The organism is Marinifilum sp., from assembly GCF_965230805.1.
Lineage (GTDB): Bacteria > Bacteroidota > Bacteroidia > Bacteroidales > Marinifilaceae > Marinifilum.
Genome location: NZ_OZ246019.1, coordinates 647,117 through 664,580, shown reverse-complemented (window position 1 = coordinate 664,580; position 17,464 = coordinate 647,117). Strand labels below are relative to the sequence as shown.

Sequence of the window (17,464 nt, the reverse complement as noted above, 5' to 3'; positions counted from 1 at the left end):
TTTGCTGTATTATTCGTATCGCAAAGATTCTACAGGATTTTGATTTGCTGCTTTCCAGGTTTGTCTGCCTACTGTTAATAGGGCAAATAAGGCTGTAATCATACCAGCGATGAGGAATAAAATAGGATCGATATTGATATGATAGGCAAACTGTTCCAGCCAGTTCTTCATGATGAAGTAAGAAATAGGAACTGCTATTACAAATGCAATGCTCAACCATTTCGAGAAAGTGGAGAACAAAAGAGAAGTAATTTGCCACATGCTTGCCCCATTTACTTTTCTGATACCGATTTCTTTGGTTCTCTTTTGTACCATGAAAAGGGATAAGGCGTAAAGTCCCAGTAGTGCCAATACCAATGATATGATGGATGAATAGCCAATAAATGTCATTGATCTTTCTTCGGCCCTGTATTTACCTCTGTTAAACTCCTTAATGATGGTATAATCTAATACATAGCCCGGATCGAATTTGCGAATTACATTGGTAACCTCTTCCAATACCTGTTGTAGTTCATCTCCTTGGTAACGAATCAAGATGTCACTAATCATGCCATAGCTATTGTGGGTAAACATTAATGGTTCTACTTGATTGCGTAGCGATTGAAAGTGGAAATCTTTTACCACACCTATGATTTCCTGTGCGTGGCCTTTGTATTCAACATTTAAGCCTATTACGTCTTTCTGTTTCAATAATTTTGCACCTGTTTCATTAATGATAATGCCCTTTTCATGCATTTTACCTGTCTCCTTAAAGCTTCGTCCCTGGCTAATTTCAATTCCTGAGGTCTTGAAATAGTCAGGTTGTATTCTGTATGAGTTGAAAGATTTTTGTTTGTTCTCTTCTTCACCCATAACAGTAAATGCTTGTCCACTGGTTCCACCTCCTGGAATATGATCAGAAGCAGATACAAACCTGATTAAAGGTAGCTTTAGTAATTCTTCCTTTATGGAGAAATAGGACTGGTTAATTTTTGCATTCATGTTCTCAATGGCTAAAACTTTTTCAGGATTGAAACCTAAATTTGCATTTTTTAAATAATTTACCTGTTGGTTCAGAACAAATAAAGAAGCAATTAAAGTGATTGAAACGGTGAATTGAAAAATGACCAATACTTTGGTGAGTATGTTTTTTCCATTCATTTTTAAACCACCACCTTGTAATGCAACAGAAGGAGATGGGCGAGAGATAAATATTGCAGGGTAAACGCCTGATAAAAAACCTACTGCCAAAGCTAAAGCAGGTAAGCCAATGCTTAAAAGTAAGTTAGAAGAGTAAGCCAGGGTAAGATCTCTGTACACCAGTTGCCTAAAGTGTGGAAGGAAGATCTCTGCCAAGATAATGCCCAAAATCAAAGCAAAAAAGGTGAGAAGTACTGATTTACCCACAAATAATTTGATTAACTGCCAACGGGTTGCACCTATGGTTTTTCTCATGCCAATTTCCTTGATTCTGCCTTCATATTGAACCGTCATGATATTGATGAAATTGATGATGGCAATGGAAAGAATTAAAATGGCCAGAAAAATATAGATGAATACTACATCGATATTCCCTTGTGGACCAATGCTATGCAAGTTTGCAGAACGCAGGTGAACATCGCTTAGTTTTTGAAAATAGGCTCCTGTTTTGTAACCATATTGTTGAAATCCATCAAGATTCTTGCGGTATTCCTTCAATACATGATTTAAGCAAGTTTCCTGATCCGCACCTTCTTTTACCAATGCATAGGTAAAAAATTCAAGACCCGATTTTGAGTGAATAGGATAAACATATTCTAGTGGTGCCAATACATCAAAATTATAGTGTGAGTTTTTAGGAAGATTTTTGGTAACACCAGAAATGGTGCAGTCAATTCCGTTAACCTTAATTAAAGCTCCGATTACATCCGTTTTACCAAAGATGGTTTTAGCGGCTTTTTCAGACAGAACAACACTTTTAGAGTCTTCCAATGCATTCTCAGGATTACCATGCAGGAAATCAATATCAAAAACCTTGGTAAAATTGTCATCTGCAAAATAAAATTTGAATTTGAAGAACCTCTCATCTTTATGATGAATTTCACAATTCCACCCATTGTATAATTGGGTGATTTCTTCTAGTCCGGGAATGTTCCTCTTGTATTCCTCGTGGTTTATTCTTCGACAAATGGCATGATCACGTGCTGTTTCTTTTCCCAATTGAGAAACAAGGCGATAAATACGATCGTATTTGGAGTTGAACTTATCGTAACTCAATTCATATTGAATGAAAACAGAGATCAGGATCACAGCTGCCATTCCAACAGCTAATCCAAATATATTAATGAAAGTGTTAAGCTTATCCTTTGCAAAGCTTCTTATTGCGAGTTTGAGTTTATACAAGAACATATTGTAAAGTTTGTTTGGATTAAAAGTAAGAATTATAATTCTTCATTGATAAGATCTTTTGGATTTTGCTGATGTTTATTCTCTGATACAATTTTACCATCAAACAAATGAATCACTCTATTGGCATATTCTGAATCGCTGTTTGAGTGAGTTACCATAACAACAGTGGTTCCGGATTGATTCAGCTCTTGCAGCAATTTCATTACTTCAGTTCCATTATTTGAGTCTAGATTACCGGTAGGCTCATCGGCCAATATAAGTTTTGGATCAGAAACTACAGCTCTGGCAATTGCAACGCGTTGTTGTTGACCGCCCGATAATTGCTGAGGATAATGCTTGGCTCGGTGAGAAATGTTCATTCTTTGCAGCACCTCGTTAACCTTTGTTTTTCTTTTTGATGTTGTCAATCCCATATAGATCAGAGGTAGCTCAACATTTTCAAAAACTGTCAATTCATCAATCAGATTAAAACTTTGAAATATAAATCCAATATTACCTTTTCTAAATTGTGTTCTTTGTTTCTCCGATTTTTTAGAGACATTAATTTCATTAAAAATGTACTGGCCATTGCTTGGATTATCAAGCAAGCCAATGATATTTAAAAGTGTGGATTTACCGCAACCCGAAGGCCCCATAATGGCTACAAATTCACCATTTTGAATGTTTAGATTTACATTGTTTAATGCTGAAGTTTCAACTTCTTCCGTTCTGAATATTTTACACAAGTTTTTAGTAACAATCATTTTTTTAGTTTTAAAGATACGTTTGGTTGATGCCAACTTATGTGCCAAATAAAATATGATTTGATATTCAGTGTTTTGTGATTTTAGCTAATTTTATTGTGTTGGAAATTCCAACACTCCCTGTTGTCAATGCCTACAATATGCTAACTTTAACATTTATTTAAATTTCTACTTATGCCTAAACAAGGGAAACTGCTAATTGTTGACGATAACGAAGAGTTGCTATTTGCTTTTCAACTATTCTTACAAGCGCATTTCGAAAGGGTAGATACCATTAATAATCCCAATATACTTTTGTCGAAACTACGCGAAGAAGAATACGATGTGATTATGCTTGATATGAACTTTCGTGCAGGAATCAATTCGGGAAATGAAGGCTTGTATTGGTTAAAGCAGGTTTTAGACTACGATAAAAATGCCTGTGTTGTATTTATTACTGCCTATGGTGATATTGAGTTGGCTGTAAAGGCAATGAAAGAGGGAGCAGTTGATTTTGTGCAGAAATCATGGGACGAGAAACATATTTTGTCAACTCTTTTATCGGCTTTCAAGCTTCGTTGTTCGAAAATGGAAATAAAGAGTTTGAAGTCGAAGCAGAAAAGGTTAAACCAGGAAATCAACAAAAATAAAAGTTTCGTTATTGGAAAATCGCCAAGAATGCAGGAGGTTTTTCACACAGTAGATAAAGTTGCTGCTACCGATGCCAATGTGCTCATAACTGGAGAAAATGGAACGGGGAAAGAGGTAGTTGCACGTGAAGTTCACTTGCGTTCGACCAGGAGTGATCAAATATTTGTTCATGTTGATTTGGGGGCAATTTCAGAATCCTTGTTCGAAAGTGAATTGTTTGGACACAAGAAGGGTGCTTTTACCGATGCCAAAGAAGACCGAATGGGAAGGTTCGAATTGGCATCAGGAGGAACTTTGTTTTTAGATGAAATTGGAAATGTTCCCTTACACTTACAGATGAAATTGTTGACTGCCATTCAACGAAAGGAAGTGACTCCGGTAGGTGGTAGTACTTCAGTACAAATTGATGTTAGAATTGTTGCTGCAACAAATTGCAACTTGCTTAAAATGGTTGCCGATGGATTGTTTAGAGAAGACTTGCTTTATCGCATAAATACCATAACATTAGAATTACCATCATTGAAAGAACGATCAGAAGATATAGCAGAGTTGTCGCAATTTTACCTTGAAAAATTTACAAAGCAATATGCTAAGGAAAGCATGCAGATGAATAAATCAGCACTGACAAAGCTGGAGAAACATGCATGGCCAGGTAATATTAGAGAGTTGCAACATATTATCGAGAAAACTGTAATCTTAAATGATTCGACAAAACTAAATGCTGAGGACGTTATCATAGGGGAATCACTTAAAAAAACTGAAGTGATGCCGGATAGTTTTAATCTAATAGAAAATGAACGAGTATTGATTAAGAAAGCCATTCAGTTTACCGGAGGGAATATGAGTATGGCTTCAAAAGAGTTAGGAATTAATCGTTCAACCCTTTACGACAAAATCAAAAAGTATGATTTATAGGCGGTTTTACATCGGAATAATAGTGCAGGTGATTTTAATATCCCTTACGCCAGTGCTGTTTCGGTTTGTTCATTCAAGAGAATATATGGTGGTTACCACCTACAGTTTAGCTGTACTTTGGGTGTTACAAATTGTTTATTTATTGCACTATGTGAATAAAACCAACAGGGATTTGTCTCGTTTTTTTGATGCTTTTCAATATCAGGATTCAACTTTGGTTTTTAATGAGCAAAAAAAGGACAAGGCCTTTAAGAATTTGCATCAAAGTTTTAATCACATCATTAATGCCTTTGGTAAAGTTAAAATAGAGAAGGAAAAGGATCTGATATTCTTTCAGCATACTCTTGAATTGGTTGGTATCGGACTTCTTGCTTTTGATTCAAAGGGGAATGTGAAGTTGTGCAATTCAGCATTTAAGGAATTGTTTTTGGTTGAGGATTTTTCGAATATATCCGATTTGGAATGTATCGATCAGGAGTTTCCTGATTTTTTGAAAAGAACAAAATCGGGCAAGCAAAAGTTGAGGAATTACCTGGTTAAAAACAGGATTTTAAAGTTAGCAGTTAAAGCTACAAGTTTTAGGCTGGAAGATGAACACTTAAAAGTAGTTGCTTTCCAGGATATCAAAAATGCAGTTGACAAAGGAGAAATGGATGCCATGCACAAGTTGATTCGTGTTTTTGCACATGAAATTACAAATTCGGTTAGTCCAATTTCTATGTTATCCGGTAGTTTGATTGAGCTGTATCAGAACCATGAGGAGAAATCAAAAGATGATTGGATTGATGAGGGAACAATTTCAAATACCATAATGGGCTTAAGCACGATTCGAAAAAGAAGTAAGGGACTTTTGGCTTTTGTTGATGAATACAAAAATTTAACTCATTTGCCTAAGCCACATTTCGAGTTGATTCCGATGGAGAAACTTTTCATGCAAATTGAAACCCTGTTTAAAGAAGAGTTGAAAGCTGAGCAGATAGAATTTACTTATCATCTTCAGAGTAAGGACCAGGAGTTAATTGCCGATGAGAAATTGATTACCCAGGTGTTGATTAATTTGGTTAGAAATTCGATTGATGCAATGAAAGAAACGGAGAATAAGACCTTGTCAATTTCCACGGGAGAAGCCAAGCCGGTTAATTTTATCATGATTCGAGATAATGGTGCAGGAATTCCTGAAGATGTAATAGAGAATGTTTTTACACCATTTTTTACAACCAAGAAAAAGGGTTCCGGAATTGGACTCAATTTATCGAGACAGATTATGAGTTTGCACAGTGGATCCATTTCAGTTCGTTCTGAACCCAATAGGTGTACTGAATTTACATTGCAGTTTTAGTTGCAAAGGATCTTTTCCTTAAAGCAGTTGGCGAGTGGTTCGATCATCCTTTATTATACAAGCAATAAAAAAGCTGGAATTAACCAGCTTTATTATTTTTTCTTAAATCATCCAGATTGATTCTTGCAATTTTCTTGTCTAGGGTATTGTTTAATTCGATTAGTTTATTGCAAGGATATTCTCCACACTCGGCGCAAGTTTCGTAAATTTTTTGCCTTGCACACTCTCTAACTTTACATTCAATACAATGGTGAAATTTTTTCCCCCAAGGTTCATGGCATCCTTTACAGGTAATGTCGCATGCTTCGTATTCATGATCCTCGTCTGACCAAAGTTTCGCAATGCGGATCTTAACTTTTTCCTGTTGCTTTTGAGTAGCAACATACACAGGACATGTTGAGCAGTTAACTCCGCAATATGAGATTCTATCTTTATCCTTAATTCTGTTCATCGACCTAAAAATTCGTTCTCCTAAAGATACTTAAAATGATGTCTTGGAGTTTCGAAAAAATGCCTATAATACTTCTAAATTAGCGGCTATACATTCATTTCGGAATCATTCTGATGTGCTAAGCCGAGTTCGATTAATACCAGTTTTATTATGAGAAGAGCATGATTATTTTGATCCTGTGGTTTCCATCTGGCAAATGGAATAAAATAAAAACAGAATTAAAGAACGTGAGTTCGACTTAAGATTCTATCCCAAATATAACTTTCTGTGGATAGAATTTTACGTAGAACTCACGTTATTATAAGGTTTGACCTTTGAAAACTCTTCTTATATCATACTGAATATCATGTAATGTATATCTTAGGCTAAATCTTTTTTAATAAAATTGAAAATAATCAGATATTTGCTTAGTTATTAAATCAATTTACGTACATTTACTACGTAATAATTTTAAATTTTTAAGTAATGCCTACAGGTACAGTAAAATTCTTTAATGAGACTAAAGGTTTTGGTTTTATTAAAAACAGTGAAACACAAGAAGACATTTTTGTTCATGTTACAGGTTTGATCGACAAAATCGACCAAGGAGATAACGTAACTTATGATGTTGTAGAAGGAAAAAAAGGATTAAATGCAGTTAATGTAAAAATTGGCTAATTTATATTAAGATATTTTTCCTAAGGTAAAGCTCAATTTAATTGAGCTTTTTTTGGCTCTATAGGGAAGCAACTCATATGTTAAGTTTGAAATGGCAACAGCAATTAATTCGATATTTGTTATGATCTAAACAAGTGCCTTAAATACTTAAAATGCCTAACGTACTTAAAGTGCAAAAAAAGATGTTAAATGAGCTTTGGAGAGTAACAAGTGAGAGAGGAATACAGCTTTTCAACTTAAGACAATTACAACTTTAAGTATTTTTAACTTGATTGAAATAATTCATGAAGTCTTAACGAAAACATTATTTTTGTAGAATGATTAAAAATACCGAGGCATTAGCGACTTTAAATCAAATGTGTTCCGAAACTTTAATGGAGCATTTGGGAATAAAGTACACAGAAATGGGCGATGATTATTTGGTAGCCGAAATGGAGGTGACTTCGAATCATTGGCAACCAATGAAGATATTACACGGAGGAGCAACTTTGGCATTGGCTGAATCTGTTGGGAGCGCATTATCCGTTATTCATACCGATTTAAAAAGTTACGATGTGAAAGGTATGGAGATTAATGCCAACCATATCCGAAGCTTGCGCAAAGGAAAGATTACCGCTAAGGCAAAGTTTGTGCATAAAGGCAGAATGACTCATATCGTTGAGGTGAATGTTGTAAACGAGCAAGAGAAACTTGTATCGATTTGCCGAATAACCAATGTGATCATTAACAAGTAAAGAATGAATCAATTGGAGGACAAAGAAAAATCAATACAATTTTTTTTAGAGCAGTGTATACAAAAACGACTTTCGTTTTATGCTTATGCTTTGCCTGGAGATGAGGAAATCAAAATTGGAATTCAAACAGTTCCATCTAAGTTTTGCAACTTATCAGATTTAAAAGGGAAGGAAGGCTTTGTATTTGCTCCTTTTGATACAGATGGTTCTTGTTCATCGTACTTCATTTCTCCGGATATTAAGCTTCGTTCAAGTTCTTCTCATTTTCCTGATTTATCAGATTTTCCTGATCAGGTTAATGAAAACTCATTGTTTTACGAAAGTTCGAAAGCCGATTACTTTGATCAGATTGATAAGATGATTGTTGAGTTGAAAGATAAGCAGCTAGACAAGGTGATTCTTTCCAGAATACAGGTTCTGAATGACAAAGGTCGTAAGGATGCTGCAGTAATTTTTCTAAAGTTAAATTCGACCTACCCCGATGCTTTTGTTTCCATGCTTGATATTCCCGGTATCGGTTTGTGGATTGGTGCAAGTCCCGAACGATTTTTAAATTCAGATGGAGAAACTATTGAAACGGTAGCACTTGCAGGAACTCAAAAACTAGGCGAAAGGGCGGTGGATGCTGTCGAATGGGAGAGTAAAGAGATTCAGGAACAAGCCTATGTTAGTGAATACATTGAGGAACTATTCCATACCTACCAGATTGAGAATTTCAAAAAACAAGGACCTTATTCGGCACAAGCAGGAAACCTTGTTCATCTAAAAACAGCATATAAGGCTAACACGAATTTAAGTTTCGATCAGATTTCCAGTTTTGCTCATGCTTTGCATCCTACACCAGCAGTGTGTGGATTGCCAAAAGAAAAAGCAATGGATTTAATCCGTAAAGTGGAGCAACACAATAGGGAATACTATGCAGGTTATTTGGGGCCTGTTTATGCCAACGGAAAACTTTCTTTGTTTGTGAATTTGCGAAGTATGAAGGTTCTGCAAAACTGTATGACTCTATTTGTTGGAGGTGGAATTACTGCTGATTCTGACCCCGAAAAGGAGTGGATGGAAACCTGTTTTAAGGCGCAAACCTTGCTTAAAGTAATTAAATAACGTGAGTTCGACGTAAAATTCTATCCACAGAAAGTTATATTTGGGATAGATTTGCATTAAAAATTTGGAAAGAATAGCGTGCTATTTTGAGGAATTTTTAATGTGAAGATGTCGTAAAGAGAACTTTCCATTATGGGTTTGCCTGCTTTCGGCATAAATTTCCTCAAATCTTCTTGAAATATCCCGATATTCCTTCGAAAATTTGAGAAAATTTCTACTCAAAAGCAGATCAAACTGTGAACGAATTTTACGTCGAACTCACGTTAAATAAGCGAATTTGTTTTAAATTTGGCTTTACTAATCTAAGAGCTGCAGGGAGAAAGGTAAAAGTGTTTTCCGTATTCAAACGAGCTTTTAGCTTTAACCTATTTGCTTTTAGCCTATGGATATAGGATGCATAACGATAAAAGAAACACACAAAAAAATATGGAGCGAAATTATTCGGATATCAAGGGAGTGAAAGAACTGATTGATATCTGTTGGGCAAAAGGAATGGAATATGTAATTGTTTCGCCTGGCTCCAGAAATGCGCCACTTAGCATTTCTTTTGCAAAAGATCAGCGAGTTAAAAGTTTGGTGATTGTAGATGAGCGCAGTGCCGCTTACTTTGCTTTGGGGATTGCCCAGCAAATCAGAAAACCTGTTGGTTTGGTTTGTACATCGGGTACAGCATTGTTGAATTACGGACCTGCTGTTGCTGAGGCCTACTACCAACGTTTGCCTTTGGTGCTGATCTCAGCCGATCGTCCCACAGAATGGATTGGACAAGATGATAGTCAGGCCATACCGCAACCTGATGTTTTCAAAGGTTTTGTTAAAGGCAGCTACCAATTGCCATTGGATGCCAATAATCCTGACGATTGCTGGTATCTGAATCGCATGGCCAATGAAGCATTGTCGCGTGCACAATCAGGAAGAATAGGCCCTGTTCATATCAATTTTCCTTTGCGCGAGCCTTTGTATGGTGTAAAACAATATCCGGACATGGATGAAAGGGTTATCCGTAAAGTGAGTTCGGTAGATGAATTGAGCAAGGATGGTGTTGAGGAGTTGGCAGAGGTATTCAATTCGAACAAAAAGATATTGGTACTGGCAGGCTTGCTGCATCGGCAAGCTGAGCTAAACCAATTGCTGAAACAATTGGCAAAAAAGCCAAATGTAGCGGTAATGACCGAATCGGTTGCCAATTTGCATGGAGAGGAATTTCTGCCTTGTATCGATCGGGTGATCTGTTCCATTAAAGGGGAGGAAAAAAAGGCGTTTCAGCCCGATTTGCTGATCAATTTTGGTGGCCCGTTGGTTTCGAAAATGATCAAAGCATTCCTTCGCGAATATCGCCCAAAGGAACATTGGTTTGTAGGGAAAGAGGATCATTTTATTGATACTTTTAAGAATCTGACTTCTCATATTGATGTTTCGCCATTGGCATTTTTCCGTCAGTTGTTGCCAGCCTTAAATCATACACAAAGTGGATATGCAAATCTCTGGAAAGAGAGAGATTTGGCGGTTGCTGGAATTCATGAGGCATATCTTGACAGCTTGCAATGGAGTGATATGAAGGCTTTTGAGAAGATTTTAAAAGAAATCCCGGAAGGGGGAAATTTACAGTTGGCAAACTCTTCGGTGGTAAGATATGCCCAATTGTTCAAGACATCCGATCAAATTACCTATAACTCGAATCGAGGTACCAGTGGGATAGATGGCTGTACATCAACAGCGGTGGGAGCAGCCTTTGTGAATGGCAAAATCACTACACTAATTACCGGTGACATCAGTTTTTTCTACGATTCAAACGGATTGTGGAACAAATATCTGAGTCCAAACCTGAAAATCATTCTCATCAACAATGGAGGAGGAGGAATCTTTAGATTCATATCCGGTCCGTCGGGAGTGGAGGAGTTGGAAGAATATTTTGAGACCGTGCAGGAATACCGTGCAGATAAGCTGGCAGAAACCTACGGATTGGATTATTTTTATGCAGAAAATAAAAACGAGGTAGAAAGCATTTTGCCTGAATTCTATGCAGCCAATAAAAGAGCTGCCGTTCTGGAGATTAAAACCCCAAGAACGATAAACGATCGAGTGTTAATCAATTATTTTAAAACCATAAAACAGAAGGTATGACAACTAGAAACTGGACTACCATTAAGGAATACGAAGATATTAAATTCGAATTTTTCGAAGGAATTGCAAAAATTACCATCAATCGTCCTGAGGTGTACAATGCATTTCGTCCGCAAACCAACTTTGATATGTTGGATGCTATGGACATTTGCCGCGAGCGTAGCGATATTGGTGTTGTTGTGTTAACAGGAACAGGCGATAAGGCTTTCTGTTCGGGTGGCGACCAAAATGTAAAAGGTGTGGGTGGATATGTGGATGAGCATGGTGTGCCTCGTTTAAATGTATTGGATTTGCACAAGGCGATCCGATCGCTTCCTAAGCCGGTAATTGCTATGGTTAACGGATATGCCATTGGTGGCGGTCACGTTCTTCACGTGGTTTGCGACTTGACCATTGCTTCTGACAATGCAAAATTCGGTCAGACTGGTCCTAAGGTGGGTAGTTTTGATGCCGGTTTTGGTTCGAACTATTTGGCTCGCCACGTAGGCCAGAAGAAAGCTCGTGAAATTTGGTTCCTTTGCAAGCAGTACTCTGCCAAAGAGGCTGAAGATATGGGAATGGTGAACACTGTGGTGCCATTGGAAAAATTGGAAGATGAAACTGTAGACTGGTGTAAAACCATTATGATGCGCAGCCCAATGGCCATTCGTATGATTAAGCGTGGATTGAATGCTGAATTGGACGGACAACGTGGTTTAATGGAGTTTGCCGGTGATGCAACCATGATGTATTACCTGATGGAAGAGGCACAGGAAGGGAAAAATGCATTCTTGGAGAAACGCGATCCCGAATTCCAGAAGTTTCCAAAATTTCCAGGGTAAATGATATAACTGTAGGGACACGCCATGGCGTGTCCTTATTTTATTTAATTATCGGACATGATATGTCAGTCCCTACGACAGTATGCAACATGCAAATCCGACTAGCCACCCCAAAAGACTTACCAGCCATTAACGAGATCTACAATCAGGCTGTTCGCAAAAGATACTGCACTGCCGATTTGGAAGAAATCAGCATGGAGGAACGTGAAAAATGGTTCACTTCTCACATCCCCAATAAGTATCCCGTATTTGTAATGGAAGAAAACAAAGTGATCATTGGCTGGATGTGCTACTCGCCCTACCGACAGGGAAGAAGAGCCCTGCAAACTGCGCTTGAAGTGAGCTATTATCTGCACGATGATCACCAAGGAAAAGGCATGGGCAGCCAACTAATGGATTTTGCCATCAAACAAGCATCTCAATACCATATTAAACACCTGTTTGCCATTTTGCTGGAACCCAACATGGCAAGTATCAAATTATTGGAAAAATTTGGCTTCGAGCGTTGGGCTTGTTTGCCCAATATTGCCAATGTGGATGGAGAGTGGTGTTCGCATGTTTATTATGGGAGAGAGATTTAATTACAAGTTTGGAATTACGAATTAACAATTGATTTTACGTCGAACTCACGTTACTATATGAAATGTAAGATTAATGAAAGGGGGGAAAAGAGTTTGTATCGAATGACAAAACATCAGATATTGAACTTTATTGGTGCGCTTCTGATTAAGTCTGTATTTTTGAAATTAGCATCAATAAGGTTTGGCAATGATGAAGGCATCGTTTTTATTGATAAGAATACAAATAAGCAGTATCATTTGGTTGAAGCTTTTATGGACGAATTTGATCGAATATTGATAGAAATTAAAGGCAATTAACTCGAAAAATTGCATACAAAAAAGAGACAAGACCCTTCAGCCTTGCCTCTACCTAAAAACATCTAAAATTTATGACTTATTCCGCTTTGTTACTAGGTTTTTCTTCGCTACCAGGATCTTCTTCGGTATTAGCTTTACTTCTGCGAGTCCTGATTTTTTGATTGATTAAATCGATGTAGTGATTGATCTTTGCAAATGCATCGGCATATGTTTCAGGATGGTTGTCTACCAATACGCCCAGATATGGAAGCAATTTGTCGTTGATAATTTCCACTACATCTTTTTTAATCACACTCGAAGGAATGATTTGTTTTTTTAAAGCTTTTACTTCCTGACCTTGGCGATACATATTTTGCAAATCGGTATAAGCCGTTTTGCACAAAACATAGCTCTCTTTTACACCCAATAGATCAGCCATCATGGTTTGATATTCCTCCTGATCCAATTCGGTAAACATGGATAATGCATTGGTCATTTGTTCTTCATATCCCAGCTTGTACATGTAAAGATCATTGGCTTCAATCTTGCTCCAAATTTTGTTTGCTTTGTTTATCAATACAGGATCTTGCATATGCATGTTAGAATCAACAAACATTTTTAAACAGATCACCCTGTCATCAAAAATTGAATCCAGAGCCGATACTTCAGCGGTATATTCCGATTTTGTTTCAATCCCGATGGAATTTAGCAGACTTGTTTCTTTTGATTCAAGCTTTGTAACAATTGCAGTTAAGTTTGTGTCTGCGCTAAAATCAATTTTAGAAAGAACCGAACGGCTGTTACTACTGGCATCATGAGCTTCACCTCCTGTGCAGGTGCTTAATAATTTTGTATCCATTTAAGATAAATTTAAGAGTTATTTTTAAGTTGGGCAGTGTGAACTTAATAAAAATGAATTTGAATAAGCAAGAAAAATCTATAAAATATTTAAAATGGTAAACTTTTGTGGTGTAGTGTGGTTATTTTAACATATAATTGCTAAATTGATTGATTTTTGTATTAACAAAATAGATTTTCACTAAAAAACAAGAAGAATAAAAATTCAGATTGAAAATGGGAGTGCGAAACTCAGATTTGAGTAAAAACAAGGAATTTTCGGCTCAGAAACTCCGATCATGAATTTTACAAGTGAATTTGGAGTGAGAAATCCAGAGAAACGAAAATTTCCTTGAAAATGGGAGTGAGAAATTCAGATTTTAAAAATTACAAGATAAAATCCTTTCAGAAATCCAGATCAATCCATTTTGCAATAAAATTTGCTTTCAGAAAGTCAGATTTCTCGAAAATACCTTGTAAAAACGCTTAGAAACTCAGATTTCGAAAAAAACAAGGTAATTTTTGCTCAGAAATCCAGATCAATCCATTTTACAACGAAAATCCTCTCAGAAACCCAGATTTAAGAAAAAACAAGATTGAACAATTGTTTTCCTTCTGGTATGAGCTTGTATATTGATAGCATGCTTATTTCTATTGAAGGGGGACATAAGAAGTATTTGCTTTTTAAATGCCTTACAACTAGTGTGAAGAGTGTTAATAAAACGAATTAAAGTTTTTGAAAATATTTTTCTTTTTACAAGGCAAGGTTTACAGGCATAGCCTTAGCTACGGCGAAAAAGCTTAACGCAGTAGAAAGGAAAATAGGTCAAAAAATTAGTTCGGGGAATTAGCATTCTTTACACTAGTCTTTACTTAGCACGTTTTGCTTGCTTCAATATCGACAATCTCCCAACTTACAGTATCAATCTTGTTTATTGATATTTCTTTGTTCCATTCAAAATATGGTATCATGATTATTCGATCTATGGTTCTTGAAATAGATCCCAAGGCACCAAGATCCTTTCTTTGAAATTCGATGCTTCGGTTTTGAAGATGAAGATTTTTGTAGAGTATTGTTTCAGTTTTCCATTCCAAACGCCAAGTAAATGCATATGCAATAGAAAAAAGCAATGCAGTACTTATTGTGATTGACATGATTAGTATTTCTCCTTTTAGTTTTAACCAAAATCTTAAAATTGTACTTGCTAGAAGTGTGATTGAAATAAGAAGTAAACAATAGTAGAATTTTATATTGGTAATTTCCAAAGGCGTAGTCTTATCCAAAAGAACCAGGCCTGTTGCAATAATCCATAGTATGAAGGTTAAAAGTCGCATGATTTGAGTGTTTTCATTAAATGGAATCAATTTGTGGATTCGTGCCTTGTAGTTAAGCTTACAAATTCCCCTTTAACTCCAATTCCTCCGCCACTTCCTTCATAGCTTCAATGCAATCATGAATTAAATCAGGAATTTCCATTCCAAGCATTTCGGCTCCACGTTCAATTACTGTTCGGTCTACACCGGCGGCAAAGCGTTTGTTTTTCCAGTTTCGTTTTACCGATTTTACTTTCACATCCAAAACCGATTTCGATGGACGAATCAAGGCTGTGGTTCTTATTAATCCAGTTAATTCATCAACGGCGTAAATGGTTTTCTCTAACAAAGATTGCGGAACAACATTGGTACAGGTTAAATATGCGTGGCTCTCGATAGCACGAATGTATTCCTCGGGCCAATTGACTGCTTCCAGAATTTTACGTGTCCTTTGGGTATGCTCTTGCGGGAATTGTTCCCAATCCATATCGTGAACCAATCCTATAATTCCCCATTTTTCTTCATCCTCGCCATGTTTTCGGGCATAATATCTCATACATGCTTCAACGGCTTTGGCATGAATAATCAATCCGGGGTTTTTGGTGTATGTGGTAAGCAGTTCGTATGCTTCTTTGCGTGTTGGAATGTGAGGCATGGCAGTTTTCGGTTATCGGTGAACAATCATCAGTAAATAACGTGAGTTCGAGGTAAAATTCGTTCACAGTTTGATCTGATTTTGAGTAGAAATTTTCTCAAATTTTCGAAGGAATATCGGGATATTTCAAGAAGATTTGATAAAATATATGCCGAAAGCAGGCAAACACCTAATGGAAAGTTCTCTTTACGACATCTTCACATTAAAAATTCCTCAAAATAGCCCGCTATTCTTTCCAAATTTTTAATGCAAATCTATCGCAAATATAACTTTCTGTGGATAGAATTTTTCGGCGAACTCACGTTAAATAGATCTGAGCTTGAAAATAGTGAATAATTATGAGTTATAAATTAGGAATAAATGGTGTTCATTCAATTTGGAGTAACAAATCTGCAAAGAATTCTTGTTTAAACTGATTTTAAATAGTAGTTTTAAGACCTGTTAGTCTGAAATAGAAAAATATGAGTAATCAAAATACAAACAGAAGAAGTTTTTTACAGAAACTGGGGTTAACCGCAGGAGCTGTAGCTTTGATTGATAGTGAGGTTTTGGCTGATGTTAATGTAAACAAATACTCAAAGCCCGAAGATCGTGAAGCTTTTCTTACTCGATACGAAAAGTGGGTAAATCAATACATCCAAGTTGTTGAGGAAGAGAAAAAGAACAGCGAGAATATTGCGAATAAAAAAAGAATCATGGAATTATCGGAAGAAGCTGATGGTTGGCAAAATCAGATCAAAGAATACATCAAACACGATGATTTTAAGGAAAGATATTTCGAATTATCGAAGAAATTTGCCAATGCCATTACTCCCGAATTAGAAGCATAACTTTTCATATCAATGGTGGTAGATACCTGGCATTTCAGGTTTGTACCATAAGAGCGGTGCATTGCATCGCTTTTTTTGTGAAAGCGAGTAGAGGCAGAATGACAGCTTTCCCCATTGTGGCTTGTCTGTCCAAAATTATTAAATTTACAGCTTGATCAATTCAATTTTACCTATGAGCAAAACGAAAGCATGGGTTCATGCATTCAGACTAAGAACTTTGCCTTTGGCACTTTCTAATATTTTTCTTGGAAGTTTATTGGCTGCTGCCGATGGAAAATTTAGTATTAAAATATTTCTTTTGGCAAGTTTAACAACTTTGTTTTTACAGATATTGTCGAATTTAGCCAATGATTTAGGTGATTCTGTAAGTGGTGCAGACAATGAAAATCGGCTTGGACCGGAAAGGGCAGTGCAAAGTGGAGTAATTTCGAAAAAGGAAATGATTCGAATGGTATTTGTGTTTGCTCTGTTGTCCTTAACAGCAGGTTTATTCTTGCTTTGGGAAGCCTTGCAATTGTTAAGTTATACTCAGGCATTTGTCATGTTAGGTCTTGGATTGCTTGCCATAGCTGCTGCCATAAATTATACAGTTGGTAATAATCCATACGGATATAATGGTTTTGGCGATCTGTTTGTATTCCTGTTTTTTGGTTTAACCGGGGTTGTGGGCTGCTATTTTTTGCACACCGGAGATGTAAACTGGAGCATTTTATTGCCGGCAACATCGGTAGGATTGCTTAGTGTAGGTGTATTAAACCTGAATAACATGCGCGATATCGAAAATGATTCGAATAGCGGAAAAAGAACCTTGGTAGTAAAAATTGGTTCGGAAAAAGCAAAAAAATATCATTTGTTTTTAATCGGATTTGCAATTCTTTCGGCTTGTGCATATGTTTTAATACACTGGAATTCAATTTACCAGTTACTATTTTTGATTAGCTTGCCATTACTATTGAAACACATTTATGTTGTAGCAAAAAACAAAGTAGCGCAGGAATTAGATCCGGAACTAAAAAAATTAGCCTTATCAACACTCTTGTTTAGCTTGAGTTTTGGCTTGGGCTTACTACTTTAAATTACCCA

General features: G+C 36.5%; 17 protein-coding genes. 11 read left to right on the top strand and 6 right to left on the bottom strand.

Translation table 11 applies throughout. From position 1 onward, the window contains the following. Nucleotides 1-9: 9 nt before the first annotated feature. The gene (locus ACO05S_RS02525) at nucleotides 10-2,367 is read right to left on the bottom strand and encodes an ABC transporter permease (protein ID WP_421919976.1); all 2,358 of its coding nucleotides are present in this window, start codon (nucleotides 2,365-2,367) and stop codon (nucleotides 10-12) included. Between the two features lie 32 nt (nucleotides 2,368-2,399). Next, a complete protein-coding gene (locus tag ACO05S_RS02520; RefSeq protein ID WP_421919975.1) occupies nucleotides 2,400-3,110 on the bottom strand; it encodes an ABC transporter ATP-binding protein in 711 nt (236 codons plus the stop codon). A gap of 174 nt (nucleotides 3,111-3,284) precedes the next feature. Here ACO05S_RS02520 and ACO05S_RS02515 point away from each other — a divergent pair, with 174 nt between their 5' ends. Both ACO05S_RS02515 and ACO05S_RS02510 read left to right on the top strand, forming a co-directional pair. After that, nucleotides 3,285-4,655: a sigma-54-dependent transcriptional regulator gene (locus ACO05S_RS02515; RefSeq protein ID WP_421919974.1), complete on the top strand. Its 1,371-nt coding sequence runs from the start codon at nucleotides 3,285-3,287 to the stop codon at nucleotides 4,653-4,655. Then, complete coding sequence (locus tag ACO05S_RS02510) at nucleotides 4,645-5,994, top strand: sensor histidine kinase (protein WP_421919973.1); 1,350 nt, start codon at nucleotides 4,645-4,647, stop codon at nucleotides 5,992-5,994. Before ACO05S_RS02515 ends, ACO05S_RS02510 begins: the two co-directional genes overlap by 11 nt. Before the next feature lie 79 nt (nucleotides 5,995-6,073). Here the strand turns inward: ACO05S_RS02510 and ACO05S_RS02505 are convergent, their stop codons facing one another. Beyond that, nucleotides 6,074-6,445, bottom strand: a complete 372-nt coding sequence (locus ACO05S_RS02505) for a DUF3795 domain-containing protein (RefSeq protein ID WP_421919972.1) — start codon at nucleotides 6,443-6,445, stop codon at nucleotides 6,074-6,076. Nucleotides 6,446-6,910: 465 nt separating this feature from the next. On the opposite strand from ACO05S_RS02505, the gene ACO05S_RS02500 reads away from it, so the two are divergent. From ACO05S_RS02500 to ACO05S_RS02470, 7 genes are all read left to right on the top strand, one after another. Continuing rightward, nucleotides 6,911-7,102 (top strand): cold-shock protein, encoded by a 192-nt coding sequence (locus ACO05S_RS02500; RefSeq protein WP_421919971.1) that lies wholly within the window; start codon nucleotides 6,911-6,913, stop codon nucleotides 7,100-7,102. Nucleotides 7,103-7,419: 317 nt separating this feature from the next. Then, entirely contained in the window at nucleotides 7,420-7,836 is a 417-nt protein-coding gene (locus tag ACO05S_RS02495; protein WP_421919970.1) for a PaaI family thioesterase, read from the top strand. A gap of 3 nt (nucleotides 7,837-7,839) precedes the next feature. Then, nucleotides 7,840-8,943 (top strand): isochorismate synthase, encoded by a 1,104-nt coding sequence (locus ACO05S_RS02490; RefSeq protein WP_421919969.1) that lies wholly within the window; start codon nucleotides 7,840-7,842, stop codon nucleotides 8,941-8,943. A gap of 426 nt (nucleotides 8,944-9,369) precedes the next feature. Next, a complete protein-coding gene (gene menD, locus ACO05S_RS02485; RefSeq protein ID WP_421919968.1) occupies nucleotides 9,370-11,067 on the top strand; it encodes a 2-succinyl-5-enolpyruvyl-6-hydroxy-3-cyclohexene-1-carboxylic-acid synthase in 1,698 nt (565 codons plus the stop codon). Beyond that, nucleotides 11,064-11,888 carry a 1,4-dihydroxy-2-naphthoyl-CoA synthase gene (menB, locus tag ACO05S_RS02480; RefSeq protein WP_421919967.1) on the top strand — a complete coding sequence of 275 codons (825 nt, stop codon included), beginning with the start codon at nucleotides 11,064-11,066 and terminating at the stop codon, nucleotides 11,886-11,888. The genes menD and menB overlap by 4 nt, the downstream gene beginning before the upstream one ends. Before the next feature lie 89 nt (nucleotides 11,889-11,977). After that, nucleotides 11,978-12,469 (top strand): GNAT family N-acetyltransferase, encoded by a 492-nt coding sequence (locus ACO05S_RS02475; RefSeq protein ID WP_421919966.1) that lies wholly within the window; start codon nucleotides 11,978-11,980, stop codon nucleotides 12,467-12,469. Nucleotides 12,470-12,571: 102 nt separating this feature from the next. After that, complete coding sequence (locus tag ACO05S_RS02470; protein WP_421919965.1) at nucleotides 12,572-12,766, top strand: hypothetical protein; 195 nt, start codon at nucleotides 12,572-12,574, stop codon at nucleotides 12,764-12,766. A 76-nt stretch (nucleotides 12,767-12,842) separates the two neighbouring features. On the opposite strand, the gene ACO05S_RS02465 is transcribed toward ACO05S_RS02470, so the two are convergent. The 3 genes from ACO05S_RS02465 to ACO05S_RS02455 all read right to left on the bottom strand — a co-directional run bounded on the left by ACO05S_RS02465 (nucleotide 12,843) and on the right by ACO05S_RS02455 (nucleotide 15,551). Next, the gene (locus tag ACO05S_RS02465; protein ID WP_421919964.1) at nucleotides 12,843-13,604 is read right to left on the bottom strand and encodes a hypothetical protein; all 762 of its coding nucleotides are present in this window, start codon (nucleotides 13,602-13,604) and stop codon (nucleotides 12,843-12,845) included. 851 nt (nucleotides 13,605-14,455) lie between these two features. Then, nucleotides 14,456-14,917 carry a hypothetical protein gene (locus ACO05S_RS02460; protein WP_421919963.1) on the bottom strand — a complete coding sequence of 154 codons (462 nt, stop codon included), beginning with the start codon at nucleotides 14,915-14,917 and terminating at the stop codon, nucleotides 14,456-14,458. Nucleotides 14,918-14,975: 58 nt separating this feature from the next. Beyond that, nucleotides 14,976-15,551, bottom strand: coding sequence for an HD domain-containing protein (locus tag ACO05S_RS02455; RefSeq protein ID WP_421919962.1), 576 nt, complete (start codon nucleotides 15,549-15,551; stop codon nucleotides 14,976-14,978). A gap of 461 nt (nucleotides 15,552-16,012) precedes the next feature. Here ACO05S_RS02455 and ACO05S_RS02450 point away from each other — a divergent pair, with 461 nt between their 5' ends. Beyond that, nucleotides 16,013-16,381: a twin-arginine translocation signal domain-containing protein gene (locus tag ACO05S_RS02450; RefSeq protein WP_421919961.1), complete on the top strand. Its 369-nt coding sequence runs from the start codon at nucleotides 16,013-16,015 to the stop codon at nucleotides 16,379-16,381. A 172-nt stretch (nucleotides 16,382-16,553) separates the two neighbouring features. Beyond that, on the top strand, nucleotides 16,554-17,456 hold the full coding sequence (locus tag ACO05S_RS02445) for a 1,4-dihydroxy-2-naphthoate polyprenyltransferase (protein WP_421919960.1): 903 nt from the start codon (nucleotides 16,554-16,556) through the stop codon (nucleotides 17,454-17,456). The last annotated feature ends 8 nt before the right edge of the window (nucleotides 17,457-17,464 follow it).